This is a genomic window from Kitasatospora sp. NPDC097643, assembly GCF_040302625.1.
Lineage (GTDB): Bacteria > Actinomycetota > Actinomycetes > Streptomycetales > Streptomycetaceae > Kitasatospora.
The window spans coordinates 118,487-134,361 of the sequence record NZ_JBEOSA010000012.1 but is presented as its reverse complement, the minus strand read 5'-3'; the positions used below and the strand labels follow the sequence as shown (position 1 = coordinate 134,361).

Sequence of the window (15,875 nt, the reverse complement as noted above, 5' to 3'; positions counted from 1 at the left end):
GCCGCGGGGGGCGGTCGACCGGCCCCCGCTGTCCTCTACGCGGGTAGCGCACCGAGACGTCCCGCCCGACCGACCGTCACCGCCCTACGGCCCCTGCGCCGTCGGGCGTACGTGCCGCTGCCACCGCATCCCCCGACCCGCCGTGCCGACGACCGAGCCGCACGGCGGAGCTAGGAGTCCTGACCCGGTGACCACCGCCCCCGCTCCCCGCCCCCGCCGGACCCTGCTGCGCGCCGCGGTCCTCCCGGCCGGCCTGGCCGCCTCGCTGGTGCTCGTCCCGCTGCCCGCCGCGTTCGCCGCGCCCGCCGCCGGACCGGCCGCCCCGACCGAGGCCGGCCCGCTGCGCATCCACGACATCCAGGGCACCACCCGGATATCCCCGCTGGCCGGCAAGGCCGTCACCGGGGTGCCCGGGATCGTCACCGGCGTCCGGGCGTACGGCAGTTCCAAGGGCTTCTGGCTCCAGGACCCGAACCCGGACGCCGACCCGGCCACCAGCGAGGGCGTCTTCGTCTTCACCGGCGGCAACCCGACCGTTAAGGTCGGCGACTCGGTGCTGGTGAGCGGCAAGGTCACCGAGTACTACCCGAACTTCAACGGCGGCTCCCAGTCCGTCACCGAGATCAGCGGCCCGGCCGTCACCGTGCTCTCCGCCGGGAACCCGCTGCCCGCCCCGGTGGTCGTCGACACCCGCAACATCCCCGGCACGTACGCCCCGCCGGCGGCCGCCGACGGCACCGTCGAGTCGCTGCCGCTCAACCCCGAGAAGTACGCCCTGGACTTCTACGAGTCGCTGGAGGGCATGCTCGTCCAGGTCAAGGACGTCCGGGTGGTCCAGGCGACGGACAAGTACAACGAGCTGTGGGTCGCCGCCGACCGCCAGGACCAGCGCAGCCGGCGCGGCGGCGTGCTCTACGAGTCCTACGCCGAGCCCAACGTCGGCCGCCTGATGGTGCAGCAGCAGGCCGCCGCCGCCCAGCAGCCCTTCCCGGTCGCCAACGTCGGCGACGTGCTGACCGGCACCACCACCGGACCGCTGGACTACAACCAGTTCGGCGGCTACACCCTGGTCGCCGGCACCCTCGGCACGCTCCAGGACAACCACCTCCAGCGCGAGGTCACCGCCCCGGCCACCGACCGCGAACTCACCATCGCCACCTACAACGTGGAGAACCTGGCCCCCGGCAACCCGGACGCCAAGTTCGCCGAGCTGGCCCAGGGTGTGGTGACCAACCTGCGCTCGCCCGACATCGTCGCCCTGGAGGAGATCCAGGACAACACCGGCGCCAAGAACGACGGCACGGTGGACGCGACCGCCACCATCGCCAAGTTCATCGCCGCGATCAAGGCGGCCGGCGGCCCCGCCTACGACTGGCGCTCGATCAGCCCGCAGGACGGCAAGGACGGTGGCGAGCCCGGCGGCAACATCCGGCAGGTCTTCCTGTTCAACCCGCAGCGGGTCTCCTTCACCGACATCCCCGGCGGCACCGCCACCACCGCCGTGGACGTGGCCGGGACCGGCGCCGCCACCGCGCTGACCGCCTCGCCCGGCCGGATCGCTCCGGACGACGAGGCCTGGACCAACAGCCGTAAGCCGCTGGTCGGCCAGTTCTCCTTCCGCGGCAAGAAGCTCTTCGTGATCGCCAACCACCTCAACAGCAAGGGCGGCGACCAGGGCATCGACAGCCGCTTCCAGGCCCCCACCCGCAGCTCCGAGGTGCAGCGGGTCAAGCAGGCCACCGTCGAGCAGGCCTTCGTCGCGAAGCTGCTGGCGGCCGACAAGGAGGCGCGGATCGTCTCGCTCGGCGACTTCAACGACTACCAGTTCTCGCCCGCGCTCACCGCGCTCACCAAGGACGGCGTGCTGCGCGACCTGGTGAACGAGCTGCCGGAGACCGAGCAGTACTCCTACGTCTACCAGGGCAACTCGCAGGTGCTGGACCACATCCTGGTCAGCCCCGAGGTCGGGTACGCCAAGTACGACGTGGTGCACATCAACGCCGAGTTCGCCCAGCAGGCCAGCGACCACGACCCGCAGGTGGTCCGGATCAAGCCCTGACCGCAGCAGCCCCCTGACCCGGGGCCACGCCGCCTCCGCCGCCGGTGCCCACCGGCGGCGGAGGCAACGGGTGCCGGTGGCCAGGATCCGGGTGACGCGCCGAAGCAGTCCGGCGGCCCCGTCGGTGAGCTGCGGGGCGATTCCCATGGCAGACCGCTATGGCGCGAGATCGCGAGATGCGGAGACGCCTTCAGCGGATCGTCGGTCCTCACATGGAGTGCAGTCGCGAGGGTTTCCAACTCTGTCTTCACACACTGACGTTGGACGCCCTCGCCCTATGCGCGCAGCCGATCCCTTGGAGCGCCGTGATTCTTCCCAAAGCTCGTGACCCCCGCTTCATCACCATCCGGCGTGGGGGGACGCTTACGGACTCCGACCATCGGCTGCTGGCTGTCTGGGCTGCCGCGTGCGCGGAGCACGTTCTGGACCTCTTCGAGTCGGTGCAGCCCGCGGACCCGCGGCCCCGCGAGGCGATCGAGCAGATTCGGGCATGGGCGTGCGGCGAGATCAGGATGTCTCAGTCCCGAGCGGCGGGTGGCCATGCCATGGCTGCGGCAAGAGAGTTGAGCGGAGCCGCTCGGCACGCCGCATATGCTGCCGGCCAGGCGGCAGCGGTCGCGCATGTCGCCGCACAGGAGCTCGGCGCTGCGGCCTACGCGATCAAGGCGGTGCGTGCGGCGGCCCCCGGACAGGAGGGTGAGAGCGCCGGCAGGCTCGAGTGCCGTTGGCAGCGCGATCAGCTCCCGGATGTGATTCGCGAACTCGTCCTGGACGATCAGCGGCGGCGAAACGAGATCTGCTGGTCGGTCTTCGACTGTTGACGGGTGCGACAGCCTGTCTGCACTGCCCCTTGGAAGGCCGGCGCCCGGGTGGTCGTCAACGATCTGGACGCCGAGGCAGCCCACACCGTGAGGGCCAGGCCGCCAACCGGAAGAAGAGGGCTCCAGAGGTGGCCGACCCGTCAGCCACGACGCCGATCTCCACAAGGAGCGGAACACCGTCGAACGCCTGATCAACAAGCTCAAAGCATGGCGAGGCATGCCACCCGATACGACAAGACTCCCGACAGCTACCTCGCCGGTCTCCACCTGCGCGCCTCGATGATCTGGATCAAGGACCTCACCAGGACCGCAGGAGTTGAGTCAACGGTCAACCAGCCGTGGACGCGGGGCCTCACCCGTGGATTCAGCGTCGGTGCCGACCGGGCCGCGGGGAAGCATCCGGTCTAGCCACTTCGGCAGCCACCAGTTGGTTCGGCCGAGGAGTGTCATGGTCGCCGGTACCAGCACCATGCGTACGACCGTGGCGTCGATGAAGATCGCGGCGGCCAGGCCGAGCCCGAACATTTTGGCGGAGGGGTCCTCGGCGACGGCGAAGGACAGGAAGACCGCCACCATGATGAGGGCGGCCGAGGTGATGATCCGGGCGGTGCGCGAGACGCCCTCAACGATCGCCGTGCCGTTGTCGCCGGTGCGCAGGTACTCCTCGCGTACGCGGGAGAGGAGGAACACCTCGTAGTCCATCGACAGGCCGAACAGGATGGCGAAGAGGAACATCGGGATGAACGACACGATCGGAACCGTCGCTTCCAGCCCGATGAGTGCGCCTCCCCAGCCCCACTGGAAGACCGCGACCATGATGCCGTAGGCCGCGCCGATGCTCAGCAGATTCAGCAGTACCGCCTTGAGCGGTACGAGTATCGAGCGGAAGACCAGCATCAGCAGCAGGAACGACATCGCCAGCACGGCGGCGACGAACACCGGCAGGCGTTGGCTGGTGCGTTGGCCCACATCGGACAGGCTCGCGGCGGCGCCGCCGACGTGGGCCCTGGCCGGGCCGTGCCCGATCGCCGTGGGCAGCACGTCGGTGCGCAGCCGGGCGATGGTGTCGGCCGTGGCCTTGTCCTGAGGGCTGGTGGTCGGGAACACCACGAGGGTCGCGATGCCGGTGGCCCGATCGATGTGCGTCGGCGCGACGGATGCGATGCCCGGATCCGCCGCGACCGTTGCGACGAGTCGGTCCAGCACTCCCGGATCACCGTTGGGTTCCGCGGCGATGACGAGGGGACCGTTGGTGCCCGGGCCGAACCCCTCGGCGACGAGGTCGTAGGCCCGGCGCTCGGTACGGCTGTGGGGCAGTGAGCCGTCGTCGGGCAGGCCGACGCGCAGGCCGAACACGGGCAGCGTCGCGGTCAGCAGCAGCCCCGCCGCGCCGGCCGCGTACGGCACCGGGTGCTGGCTGACGTGCCCGATCCAGCGACGCCACCCGGCGGCGTGGGCGGCGCCTGCCGCCGGGTCCCGCCGCCGTGCGAGTCGGCCCAGCTTCCTGGTCTGCAGAGCCCGGCCGATCCGGCCGGCCCGGGCCAGGCGTGGGCCGGCGGCGCCGAGGAAGGCCGGCAGCAGCGTCACCGACGCGACCACCATGGTCAGAACGACGATCGATACGGCGAGCCCGCCCACCGTCATGAACGGTACGTTCGCGACCGCCAGGCCGAGGATCGATACGACGACGGTGCCGCCGGCGAAGACCACGGGCCTCCCCGCCGTGGCCACCGCTCGCCCCGCCGCCTCGCGGGGATCGAGCCCGCGCGCGAGGTACTCCCGGTGCCTGGCGAGCACGAACAGCGCGTAGTCGATGCCCACTCCGAGCCCGACCATGCTGCCCAGGACCGGTGCGAAGGCGGGGACGTCCGTCACACCCGCCAGTACCGTCATCGTGGCGACCCCGACGGTCAGTCCGAAGACCGCCATGCCGATCGGCAGCGCGGCGGCGACGAGCGAACCGAACGCCAGGAACAGGATCGTGGCCGCGGCGAGGAGGCCGATCAACTCGCTCGCGCCGCCGTCGGGGTCGGAGAAGGCGTAGAAGAGGCTCCCGCCCATCTCGATGCGCAGGGGCAGTTCGGCGCGCAGCCGGTCGCCGAGATCGACGAGGGCGTCGAGGTCTTCGGCCGACAGCCGGCTCTGGTCGGGGTACTGCACCCGGACGACCGCGATCCGCCCGTCGACCGAGACGAGGCCGCCGCGCACGGCGGTGTCCCCGCCTGCGTCGAGTGCCCCCGCCGGGTCGCTCGTGCCGAGCACGTGCGGCAGCCGCTCCACCTCGGTCTGCAGCCGCGTGAGAGCGGTGCGCGCACTGTCGTGGTCGAAGAACGTCGTAGCGCCGTCGAGGGGGGTGACGACCACTTGGGCGGTCATCCCCTCCTGGCCGGTGCCGGCCCGCTTGATCAGTTCCGCGGCCCGCTGGGAGTCCAGTCCCGGAGCGGTCATCGAGTCCGCGGTCCGCCCGCCGAAGGCGACGGCGGCGAGGACGGCGAGCGTGGCGGCGACCAGCCATGCCGCGATCACCCGCCAGGGATGGCGGGCGGCGCTTGCGCCCAGGCGCAACAGGGCTTTCGAGAGCATCGGGTCCTCCAACCACCTCGTCGGCCGTCCTTGTACGGCCGCCGATGCCGAGGCTCGTCGCCACGGCGCTCCGCGGCATCGGCCCGCGGGCCGCGGATCCGTCGGCCCCGGGGCGGAGTGACGACCCGTCCTTTCGGCCGATGCGCCGCACGCCGCAGTCCCTAGGCTGAGAACCGTGCTCCGAGACGACCTGCGAACCCTGTGGACCGAACCCCGGCCGCCCGACGCGCCCGCCCGGGTGCGGCGGGACTGGGCGCTGCTCGCCGCGGGCCTTGCCGGTGTGGCGCTGGAGGCCACCCTGCGCGAGAACGTCGTGTGGCGTCCGGTGGCGGTGGTGTTCGCCGTATGGCTGTGCCTGCTGCCCCTGTGGCGCCGGACCCGCCCGCTGGCGATGGCCACGCTGGCGTTCGGCTCGGTGATCCTGCTTCAGGTGGCCTCGCTCGTCGCCGCACCGCGCGGGCCCGTCGGCCTGTCCACCGGCGCGGTCGTGCTCGTGCTGGTGTACGCGCTGCTCCGGTGGGGATCGGGACGGGAGATCGTGCTGGGCGGCGCGGTGATCGTCGCGGCGTGCGCGCTGTGTGCCGTCACGGCCGAGACCCCGGTCGTCGACAAGGTCGTGGGCTTCGTCTTCGGGCTGCTGCCCGGCGTGGTCGGGGCTGCGGTGCGGTTCCGGGTGACCGCTCGCGAGCGGCAGTTGGAGCAGGTGCGCTCCCGCGAGCGCGAGCAGCTCGCCCGGGAACTGCACGACACGGTGGCCCACCACGTGTCGGCCATGGTGATCATCGCCCAGGCGGGCCGGGTGCTCACGGGCACCGACCCGTCCGCCGCGGTCGAGGCGCTGGAGGGGATCGAGGAGGAAGGGGCGCGCACGCTGGAGGAAATGCGCGCCATGGTCGCCGCGCTGCGCGACCGCGGGGTCGGCGCCGAGCTGGCGCCCCCTGCCGGCGTCGCGGATCTGGAGCGCCTGGTGCGCACCCCCGGCGGTCGCATCAGGGTTGACCTGGGGCTCGACGGCGAGCTGGACACGCTGCCCCCGGCCGTGGACGCCGCCGTCTACCGGATCGTGCAGGAGTCGGTGACCAACGCGCTGCGCCACGCGGTGGACGCGACCGAGGTCGTCGTCCGGGTCTCCGCGGAACGGCACACGGTACGGGTGAGCGTGCGGGACAACGGTCGGCGCACCGGCCGGGGTCGCGACGGATACGGACTTACCGGACTGCGCGAGCGCGCGACCCTGATCGGCGGCACACTACGAGCCGGCCCGGGCACCGACCGGGGCTGGCATGTCGAGGCCGAGCTGCCGAGAGCGAGGAGCGAGAGCGGTGTCCATACGCGTCCTCGTCGCTGACGACCAGACGATCATCCGCACCGGGCTGCGGATCATGCTGAACGTCCAGCCCGGCATCGAGGTGGTCGGCGAGGCCGCCGACGGACAGGAAGCGGTACGTCTGGCCCGCGAACTGCGCCCCGACGTCTGCCTGTTCGACATCCGCATGCCCGTACTCGACGGGCTCGAGGCCACCCGGCTGGTCGCCGGCCCGGGCGTGGCCGACCCGCTGGCCGTGGTCGTCATCACCACGTTCGACCTCGACGAGTACGTCTACGGCTCGCTGCGTGCCGGCGCCCGCGGATTCCTCCTCAAGGACACGGGACCGGAGCTTCTGGCCCAGGCCGTACGGTCGGCGTCCGACGGGGAGGCGCTCATCGCGCCCAGCGTCACCGTCCGTCTGCTCCAGGCATTCGCGGACCTGCCCGCCGGCCGGCCCGCGGCCCAGCCGGTCTCACCCGTCACCGCCCGCGAGGAGCAGGTGCTCCTCGCCGTCGCTCGCGGGCTGACCAACACCGAGATCGCCGATGCACTGCACATCAGCCTCAGCACGGTGAAGACGCATCTGGCCAGCCTGATGGCCAAACTCGGCGCCCGCAACCGGGTCGAGATCGCGATGTGGGCCTACGAAACGCGCCGTATCCTCCCTGGAACCTGAGCCGGGTTCCGGGCCTTGTCCCATGAGTCCCCGCCCGGACATCAGTGCACCGGAGCACACCTTGCGATGACATGCGGGATCGGGGGTGTCCGGTTCCGGGGAACGTCCGCTGCCACAACATCGCGCCGGCTTGGTCGATCGCAGACAGAGCTGTTTCGAGGATCTCCGACCCGTAGCTCGTGACATGAAGAGGGCCTGCGGAGAGCGATCGAGTAGCGGAGTGGCCAACTCTCGCCGACAGTGGCCATCTAACAGCGGCAGTCACAGCCAGGCGCCACCCGACCGTCCACGGGGGCAGGAAACAAGCAGGCATGATTGCTTTTTTCCGCGCCCGGTGCCACGCTGCTGCCCGACGGCGCTCGTGCGGGAGCGTCGCCAACCCACCGGCAGGGGAGGCGCTTTGGCGCGCGCACGCTCGGTACTGCGGATCGGCAACGCCTCGGGCTTCTACGGGGACCGCTTCTCGGCGGTGCGGGAGATGCTCACCGGCGGGCCGCTGGACGTCCTCACCGGGGACTACCTGGCGGAGCTGACCATGCTGATCCTGGCCAGGGACCGGCTGAAGGACCCGTCGCTCGGGTACGCCAGGACGTTCCTGCGCCAGATGGAGGAGTGCCTCGGGCTGGCCCGCGAGCGCGGGGTGCGGATCGTGGTGAACGCCGGCGGCCTCAACCCCGCCCGGCTCGCCGAGGAGTTGCGCAGGCTCGCGCAGCGGCACGGCATCGCGGCGAACGTCGCGCACGTCGAGGGCGACGACCTGATCGCCCGGAAGTCCGAACTCGGCCTCCCGGACGGCTTGTTGGCCGCCAACGCCTACCTCGGCGGCTTCGGGATCGCGGCCTGCCTGCGGGAGGGCGCCGACGTGGTGGTCACCGGGCGGGTCACCGACGCGGCGCTGGTCGCCGGGCCGGCGATCGCCCACTTCGGCTGGACCACGGACGACCTGGACCAGCTCGCCGGGGCCGTGGTCGCCGGGCACGTCCTGGAGTGCGGCGCCCAGGCCACCGGCGGGAACTACGCCTTCTTCCGCGAGCACGACGTCACCCGCCCCGGCTTCCCGATCGCCGAACTGCACGCCGACGGCTCCAGCGTGATCACCAAGCACCCGGGCACCGGCGGCGCCGTCACCGCCGGCACCGTCACCGCCCAACTCCTGTACGAGACGGGCGGAGCGCGCTACATCGGCCCGGACGTCACCGCCCGGCTGGACTCCGTCCGGCTCACCGAGGAGGGCCCGGACCGGGTCCGGATCGACGGGGTGCGCGGCGAGGCGCCGCCACCCACCCTCAAGGTCGGGCTCAACCGGCTCGGCGGCCACCGGAACGAGGTCGTCTTCGTCCTCACCGGCCTGGACATCGAAGCCAAGTCGGCCCTGGTGCAACGGCAGTTCGCGGACGCGCTGCCGCCCGCCGCCCGCCCCGCCGAGCTGCGCTGGACACTCGCCCGCACCGACCACCCGGACGCCGCCAGCGAGGAGGCCGCCTCCGCCCTGCTCCGGCTGACCGCCCGTGACCCGGACCCGGCCAAGGTGGGTCGCGAACTCGGCAAGGCCGCCGTCGAGTTGGGCCTGGCCGGCTACCCGGGCTTCCACCTCACCGCCCCGCCCGGCCCGGGCGCGCCCTACGGCGTGTTCACCGCCGCGTACGTCGACGCCAAGGCCGTCGAGCACACCGCCGTGCTGGCCGACGGCAGCCGGATCGCCGTCCCGCCCGCCCCGTCGAGCAGCCAACTCGACCCAGCAGAGCCGGTGTTCGACCTCCCCGAGCCGCTGCCCGCCGGCCCGGTCCGACGCGCGCCGATCGGCCTGGTGGCCGGCGCCCGCAGCGGCGACAAGGGCGGCGACGCCAACCTCGGCCTCTGGGCCCGTACCGAGGACGGCTGGCGCTGGCTCGCGCACACCCTCACCGTCGACCTTCTGCGCGAACTCCTCCCCGAAACCGCCGAGTTGCCCGTCACCCGGCACCTGCTGCCGAACCTGCGCGCGGTCAACTTCACCGTCACCGGCCTGCTCGGCGAGGGCGTCGCCGCCCAGCACCGCTTCGACCCGCAGGCCAAGGCCCTCGGGGAGTGGCTGCGCTCCCGCCACCTCGACATCCCGGAGGCCCTGCTGTGACCGTCCTGCCCACCCGCGTCGATCCGGCCGGGCCGGAGCACGCCGAGCACCGCGCCGCGATGCTCGCCAAGCTGGCCGAGTTGGACGCCGAACACGCCAAGGCGCTGGCCGGCGGCGGGCCGAAGTACGTGGAGCGCCACCGGGCCCGGGGCAAGCTGCTGCCGCGCGAGCGGATCGAGCTGCTGGTCGACGAGGACTCGCCGTTCCTGGAGCTCTCCCCGCTGGCGGCCTGGGGCAGCGACTACCCGGTGGGCGCCGCGCTGGTCACCGGCATCGGGGTGATCGAGGGCGTCGAGTGCGTGATCACCGCCAACGACCCGACCGTCCGGGGCGGTGCCAGCAACCCGTGGACGCTGCGCAAGGCCCTGCGCGCCAACGAGATCGCGCTGCACAACCGCCTCCCGCTGGTCAACCTGGTCGAGTCCGGCGGCGCCGACCTGCCCAGCCAGAAGGAGATCTTCATCCCCGGCGGGGCGCTCTTCCGCGACCTCACCCGGCTGTCCGCCGCCGGAATCCCCACCGTGGCCGTGGTGTTCGGCAACTCCACGGCCGGCGGCGCGTACGTGCCGGGCATGTCCGACCACACCGTGCTGGTGAAGGAGCGCGCCAAGGTCTTCCTCGGCGGCCCGCCGCTGGTGAAGATGGCCACCGGCGAGGAGGCCGACGACGAGTCGCTCGGCGGCGCCGAGATGCACGCCCGGGTCTCCGGCCTGGCCGACCACTTCGCGGTGGACGAGGCGGACGCGCTGCGGCTGGCCCGCCGGATCGTCGCCCGGCTCGACCACCGCAAGCCCGGCCCGGCGCCGGACGCCCTCGCCGAACCGCCGAAGTACGACGAGGAGGAGCTGCTGGGCATCGTCCCGGGCGACCTCAAGGTGCCGTTCGACCCGCGCGAGGTGATCGCCCGGATCGTCGACGGCTCGGACTTCGACGAGTTCAAGCCCCGCTACGGCACCAGCCTGACCACCGGCTGGGCCCGCCTGCACGGCTACCCGGTCGGCATCCTGGCCAACGCGCAGGGCGTGCTGTTCAGCGCGGAGTCCCAGAAGGCCGCCCAGTTCATCCAGTTGGCGAACCAGCGGAACACTCCGCTGCTGTTCCTGCACAACACCACCGGCTACATGGTCGGCAAGGACTACGAGCAGGGCGGGATCATCAAGCACGGCGCGATGATGATCAACGCCGTCTCGAACTCGACCGTGCCGCACCTCTCGGTGCTGATGGGCGCCTCCTACGGCGCGGGCCACTACGGGATGTGCGGGCGGGCGTACGAACCGCGGTTCCTGTTCGCCTGGCCGAGTGCCAAGTCCGCGGTGATGGGCCCGCAGCAGCTCGCCGGGGTGCTGTCGATCGTCGCCCGGCAGTCGGCCGCCGCCAAGGGCCAGCCGTACGACGAGGACGCCGACGCGGCGATCCGCGCCATGGTCGAGCAGCAGATCGAGGCCGAGTCGCTGCCGGTGTTCCTGTCCGGCCGGCTGTACGACGACGGGGTGATCGACCCGCGCGACACCCGGACGGTGCTCGGCCTGTGCCTGTCCGCGATCCACAACGCGCCGGTCGAGGGCGCGCGCGGCTACGGCGTCTTCCGGATGTAGGGGAGCCTCACCATGTTGATCACCAATCTGCTGGTCGCCAACCGGGGCGAGATCGCCCGCCGGGTCTTCCGCACCTGCCGGGAGCTGGGCATCGCGACCACCGCCGTCCACTCCGACCCGGACGCCGGGGCCCCGCACGTGCGCGAGGCCGACGCGGCCGTCCGGCTGCCCGGCGCCGCGCCCGTCGACACCTACCTGCGCGGCGACCTGATCGTCCGGGCCGCCCTGGCGGCCGGTGCGGACGCCGTCCACCCCGGGTACGGATTCCTCTCCGAGGACGCCGACTTCGCCCGGGCGGTGCTGGACGCCGGCCTGCGCTGGATCGGCCCCCCGCCGGAGGCGATCGCCGCGATGGGCTCGAAGACCGCGGCCAAGCGCCTGATGGCCGAGGCCGGGGTCCCGGTGCTGGGGGCGCTGGCCGAGCCCGTCGAGGCCGACCTGCCGGTGCTGGTCAAGGCGGCGGCGGGCGGCGGCGGCCGCGGCATGCGCGTGGTCCGCACGCTGGCCGAACTGCCCGGCGAACTCGCCGCCGCCCGGGCCGAGGCGGCCAAGGCCTTCGGCTCGGACGAGGTGTTCTGCGAGCGCTACCTGCCCAGCGGCCGGCACGTCGAGGTGCAGCTGCTGGCCGACGCGCACGGCACGGTCTGGGCGGTCGGCGACCGGGACTGCTCACTGCAACGCCGGCACCAGAAGGTGATCGAGGAGGCGCCCGCGCCCGGCCTCCCGGCGGAGCTGCGCGCCGCCCTGCACGAGGCGGCGGTCGGCGCGGCCCGGGCGATCGGCTACGTCGGCGCCGGCACCGCGGAGTTCCTGCTCGCGGAGGACGGCCGGTTCTACTTCCTGGAGATGAACACCCGGCTCCAGGTCGAGCACCCGGTCACCGAGGCGGTCACCGGCCTGGACCTGGTCGCGCTCCAACTCGCCGTCGCCGAGGGGGAGAAGCTGCCCGACGCGCCCCCGGCGCCGACCGGCTGCGCAATCGAGGCCCGGCTGTACGCGGAGGACCCGGCGCAGGGCTGGCAGCCCGCCACCGGCACCCTGCACGCGATCGAACTCACCGTCCCGCACGAGGAGTTCACCGGCCGCGGGGTGCGCCTCGACTCCGGTGTGACGGGCGGCAGCGAGATCACCCCGCACTACGACGCGATGCTCGCCAAGGTCGTCGTCTGGGCGCCGACCCGCCCGGCCGCGGCCCGCCGGCTGGCCGACGCGCTCGCCCGCGCCCGGATCCACGGGCCCGCCACCAACCGGGAGTTGCTGGTCCGCGCGCTGCGGCACCCGGCCTTCCTGGCCGAACGCCTGCACACCGGCTTCCTCGCCGAGCACGCGGCCGACCTGACCGCCCCGGACGGCAAGGACACCGCGCGCGCCGCCCTGGCCGCCGCCCTCGCCGACGCCGCGCACCGCCGCGGCGCGCTGCCGCCGGGCTGGCGCAACCTGCCCTCCCAGCCGCAGGTCAAGCGCTACCGGGCCGCCGACGGCGCCGAGCTGGAGGTCCGCTACCGCCTCACCCGGGACGGCCTGCGGGCCGACGACCACCCGGGGACGAGCCTGCTGACGGCCGCCGCCGAACAGGTCGTGCTGCGCGAGGGCACCCTGCGGCGCACCTACCGGGTCGCCCGCTACGGCGACCGGGTGTACGTCGACACCCCGGACGGCGGCACCGCGTTCACCGCCCTGCCGCGCTTCCCCGACCCGGCCGCCCACCGGGATCCGGGCGCGCTGCTGGCCCCGATGCCCGGCACCGTCGTGCGCACCACCGCCGCGGTCGGCGACACCGTCACCGCCGGCCAGCCGCTGCTGGTCCTGGAGGCGATGAAGATGGAGCACCGCGTCACCGCCCCCGCCGACGGCACCCTGGTCGAACTCCGCGCCGCCCCCGGCCAGCAGGTCGACCTCGGCACCCTGCTCGCCGTCGTCCAGCCCGCCGCACACCCCGCCTGACCGGCAGCCGGCCCGCACCGCAACCCGCCCGCCCGCCCCGACCACGCCTGACCCGGAAGGACCCCGCATGTCCAGCATCGGCAGTCAGCTCATCGAGACCCCCGAACGCCAGGCCCTGCGCCAGGCCGTCGCCGACCTCGGCCGCCGCTACGGCTCCGCCTACTACCTCGCCAAGGCCCGGGCCGGCGAGCCCGCCGAGGAACTGTGGGCGGACGCCGGCAAGGCCGGCTACCTCGGCGTGAACCTGCCCGCCGAGTACGGCGGCGGGGGCGGCGGTATCACCGATCTGGCCATCGTGCTGGAGGAGTTGGGAACCGCCGGCTGCCCGCTGCTGCTGCTCATCGTCTCCCCGGCGATCTGCGGCACGGTGATCGCCCGCTACGGCACCGAGGAGCAGAAGCGCCGCTGGCTGCCCGGACTGGCCGACGGCAGCCGCACGATGGCCTTCGGCATCACCGAGCCGGACGCCGGCTCCAACTCCCACCGGATATCCACCGTGGCCCGCCGCGACGGCGAGGACTGGCTGCTGACCGGTCGCAAGGTCTTCGTCTCCGGCATCGACCACTCGGACGCCGTGCTGTTCGTCGCCCGCACCGAGGACGCGCGCACCGGCAAGCTCAAGCCCTGCCTGTTCGTCGTCCCGCGGGACACCCCCGGCTTCGAGTACCGGGCGATCCCGATGGAGCTGGTCGCCCCCGAGAAGCAGTTCCAGGTGTTCCTGGACGACGTCCGGCTGCCCGCCGACGCGCTGGTCGGCGACGAGAACGCGGGCCTGCTCCAGCTGTTCGCCGGGCTCAACCCGGAGCGGATCCTGACCGCCGCCTTCTCGCTGGGCCTGGCCCGGCAGGCCCTCGGCAAGGCCGTCGAGTACGCGAAGACCCGCACCGTCTGGTCCACCCCGATCGGCGCCCACCAGGGCCTGGCCCACCCGCTGGCGCAGTGCGCGGTGGAGATCGAGCTGGCCCGGCTGATGACCCAGAAGGCCGGGCTGCTCTACGACGCGGGCGAGGACCTGGCCGCCGGGGAGGCCGCCAACATGGCCAAGTACGCGGCCGGCGAGGCCGCCGCCCGCACGGTCGACCAGGCGGTGCAGACGCTCGGCGGCAACGGGCTGACCCAGGAGTACGGGCTGGGCGCGCTGCTGGCCGCGACCCGGGTCGGCCGGGTCGCCCCGGTCAGCCGCGAGATGGTGCTCAACTTCGTCGCCCAGCACACCCTCGGCCTGCCGAAGTCGTACTGAGCGGGCCCTCCACGGCCCCCGGGCCGGTTCACCGGACGGCCCCCGGGCCGGCTCACCCGACGGCCGTCAGGTGGGCGAACACCACGGTGTTGGACTCGTACCCGGTGCGCCGGTCGAACCGTCCGCCGCAGGTGATCACCCGCAGCTCGGACCGGTCGGTGTCGCCGTACACCTGCTCGCTCGGGAAGTCCTTCTTCGGGAACACCCGGACGCCGTCCACGGTGAACACCGCCGTCCGCCGGTCCTGGCGGAGCACCTCGACGGTGTCGCCGGGGCGCAGCAGTCCGAGCCGGTAGAACACGGCCGGGCCGCTGCGGTTGTCGGCGTGCCCGACCACGATCGCGTTGCCGGCGGCGCCCGGTGCGGTGCCGTCCCGGTACCAGCCGGCCAGGTTGCGCTGGTCCATCGGCGGGGTCGCCAGGGCCTGGCCGGTGGTCAGGCCGACGCCGGTCATCGGGGCGTCGACCGAGATCGCCGGGATCCGGATCCGGGTCGGCACCGCGGCGGGCAGCGGCGGCGCGGCGGGCACACCGGGCGACGCGGAGGGCGGTCGGGTGCCCGCGGGCGGTCCGCCGGGGCCGGTGCCGGCCGGGGTGACCGCCGGGGAGGCGGCCGAGGCCGGGGGCAGCGGCGGCCCGTCGCCGCCGGTGGAGCCGTCCCGGACCAGCCAGAGGCCGCCCGCCGCGAGCGCCACGGCGACGGCCCCGGCCGTGAGCGGGCCGGGGCCGCCGCGCCGTCCGCGGGGGGAGCGGTCAGGATTCGGCATTGCGTCCGTTGCGACGGCGCAGCGCCCGCAGCCCGAAGCCGGCCGCACCGGCGAACAGGGCGGCGCCGCCGAGCAGTTCGGCGGTGTTGCCGCCCCCGGAGGTGCCGCCGCCACCGGTGCCGACACCACCGACCGGGTGGGGCTCGGGCGAGTGGCTGGGCGAGTGGCTGGGCGAGTGGCTGGGGGAGTGGCTGGGCGAGTGCCCGGGGGAGGAGGTGGGGGAGGGCGAGGTGCTGTGCGACGGGCTCGTGGAGCTGGACGGCGACGGCGAGTTGCTGGGGGAGGGCGACGCGGTGGAGGTCGGCGAGGGCGAGCTGGTCGCGCACTGCACGTCGAAGACCTTCTGCTTGGCGTTGCCGTTCTCACCGACGAACGTCCACTCGAGCTTGTAGTGCCCCTCCGGCAGGCTGTAGTTCGTCGTGTTGCCGGCGCCGGTGGTCAGCACGATCGACCCGGCCAGCACCAGGGCGTTGCCGGTCGGCGGCTGTTGCGAGATGGTCCAGGACACCAGCGTGACGGTGTCGAAGTTGAAGGCGTCCAGGTAGAACTGGCAGACCTTCGCGTCGTCGTTCTGGTTGGTCACCGGGGTGTTGCTGTCGTGGATCTTGACGTCGCCGTTGTCACCGGGGGCGGCCAGCGCCACGGGGGCGGTGGCCAGGGCGAGTGCGGCGGCGGCCGTGGCGGTGGCGAGGAGGCGGCGGGTGGACGGTAGGGGTCGGGCGGTGGGTCTCAAGGGTGGTGCTCCAGGGTCCGGGGCCGCTCAAGGGCG

The 15,875-nt window shown here is 73.2% G+C and carries 11 protein-coding genes and 2 pseudogenes; 9 read left to right on the top strand and 4 right to left on the bottom strand.

Features of this window, described 5'->3' with window-relative positions:
- Positions 1-187 precede the first annotated feature (187 nt).
- Positions 188-2,059, top strand: coding sequence for a DUF8508 domain-containing protein (locus ABTY15_RS11395; protein ID WP_350580111.1), 1,872 nt, complete (start codon positions 188-190; stop codon positions 2,057-2,059).
- A 116-nt stretch (positions 2,060-2,175) separates the two neighbouring features.
- On the opposite strand, the pseudogene ABTY15_RS39790 reads toward ABTY15_RS11395, so the two are convergent.
- Positions 2,176-2,310, bottom strand: a pseudogene (locus ABTY15_RS39790) (IS982 family transposase); the annotation flags it as partial.
- Between the two features lie 54 nt (positions 2,311-2,364).
- Between ABTY15_RS39790 and ABTY15_RS11390 the strand changes: the two are divergent.
- Both ABTY15_RS11390 and ABTY15_RS11385 read left to right on the top strand, forming a co-directional pair.
- A complete protein-coding gene (locus ABTY15_RS11390; RefSeq protein ID WP_350580140.1) occupies positions 2,365-2,880 on the top strand; it encodes a putative immunity protein in 516 nt (171 codons plus the stop codon).
- 89 nt (positions 2,881-2,969) lie between these two features.
- Positions 2,970-3,192: pseudogene (locus ABTY15_RS11385) on the top strand (IS5/IS1182 family transposase); the annotation flags it as partial.
- Between the two features lie 9 nt (positions 3,193-3,201).
- Here the strand turns inward: ABTY15_RS11385 and ABTY15_RS11380 are convergent.
- Positions 3,202-5,463 carry an MMPL family transporter gene (locus tag ABTY15_RS11380; protein ID WP_350580108.1) on the bottom strand — a complete coding sequence of 754 codons (2,262 nt, stop codon included), beginning with the start codon at positions 5,461-5,463 and terminating at the stop codon, positions 3,202-3,204.
- A 175-nt stretch (positions 5,464-5,638) separates the two neighbouring features.
- Here ABTY15_RS11380 and ABTY15_RS11375 point away from each other — a divergent pair, with 175 nt between their 5' ends.
- The 6 genes from ABTY15_RS11375 to ABTY15_RS11350 all read left to right on the top strand — a co-directional run bounded on the left by ABTY15_RS11375 (position 5,639) and on the right by ABTY15_RS11350 (position 14,340).
- On the top strand, positions 5,639-6,811 hold the full coding sequence (locus tag ABTY15_RS11375) for a sensor histidine kinase (protein ID WP_350580102.1): 1,173 nt from the start codon (positions 5,639-5,641) through the stop codon (positions 6,809-6,811).
- The gene (locus ABTY15_RS11370; RefSeq protein ID WP_350580099.1) at positions 6,786-7,448 is read left to right on the top strand and encodes a response regulator; all 663 of its coding nucleotides are present in this window, start codon (positions 6,786-6,788) and stop codon (positions 7,446-7,448) included. Before ABTY15_RS11375 ends, ABTY15_RS11370 begins: the two co-directional genes overlap by 26 nt.
- A gap of 400 nt (positions 7,449-7,848) precedes the next feature.
- Positions 7,849-9,561, top strand: a complete 1,713-nt coding sequence (locus ABTY15_RS11365; protein ID WP_350580096.1) for an acyclic terpene utilization AtuA family protein — start codon at positions 7,849-7,851, stop codon at positions 9,559-9,561.
- Positions 9,558-11,156, top strand: a complete 1,599-nt coding sequence (locus ABTY15_RS11360; protein WP_350580093.1) for an acyl-CoA carboxylase subunit beta — start codon at positions 9,558-9,560, stop codon at positions 11,154-11,156. Before ABTY15_RS11365 ends, ABTY15_RS11360 begins: the two co-directional genes overlap by 4 nt.
- 12 nt (positions 11,157-11,168) lie before the next feature.
- The gene (locus tag ABTY15_RS11355; RefSeq protein ID WP_350580091.1) at positions 11,169-13,100 is read left to right on the top strand and encodes an acetyl/propionyl/methylcrotonyl-CoA carboxylase subunit alpha; all 1,932 of its coding nucleotides are present in this window, start codon (positions 11,169-11,171) and stop codon (positions 13,098-13,100) included.
- Between the two features lie 67 nt (positions 13,101-13,167).
- Positions 13,168-14,340 (top strand): acyl-CoA dehydrogenase family protein, encoded by a 1,173-nt coding sequence (locus tag ABTY15_RS11350; RefSeq protein WP_350580088.1) that lies wholly within the window; start codon positions 13,168-13,170, stop codon positions 14,338-14,340.
- A 52-nt stretch (positions 14,341-14,392) separates the two neighbouring features.
- Here the strand turns inward: ABTY15_RS11350 and ABTY15_RS11345 are convergent, their stop codons facing one another.
- Entirely contained in the window at positions 14,393-15,106 is a 714-nt protein-coding gene (locus ABTY15_RS11345; RefSeq protein WP_350580086.1) for a class F sortase, read from the bottom strand.
- A complete protein-coding gene (locus tag ABTY15_RS11340) occupies positions 15,093-15,839 on the bottom strand; it encodes a GVDTG sorting domain-containing protein (RefSeq protein ID WP_350580084.1) in 747 nt (248 codons plus the stop codon). The genes ABTY15_RS11345 and ABTY15_RS11340 overlap by 14 nt, the downstream gene beginning before the upstream one ends.
- Positions 15,840-15,875 lie beyond the last annotated feature (36 nt).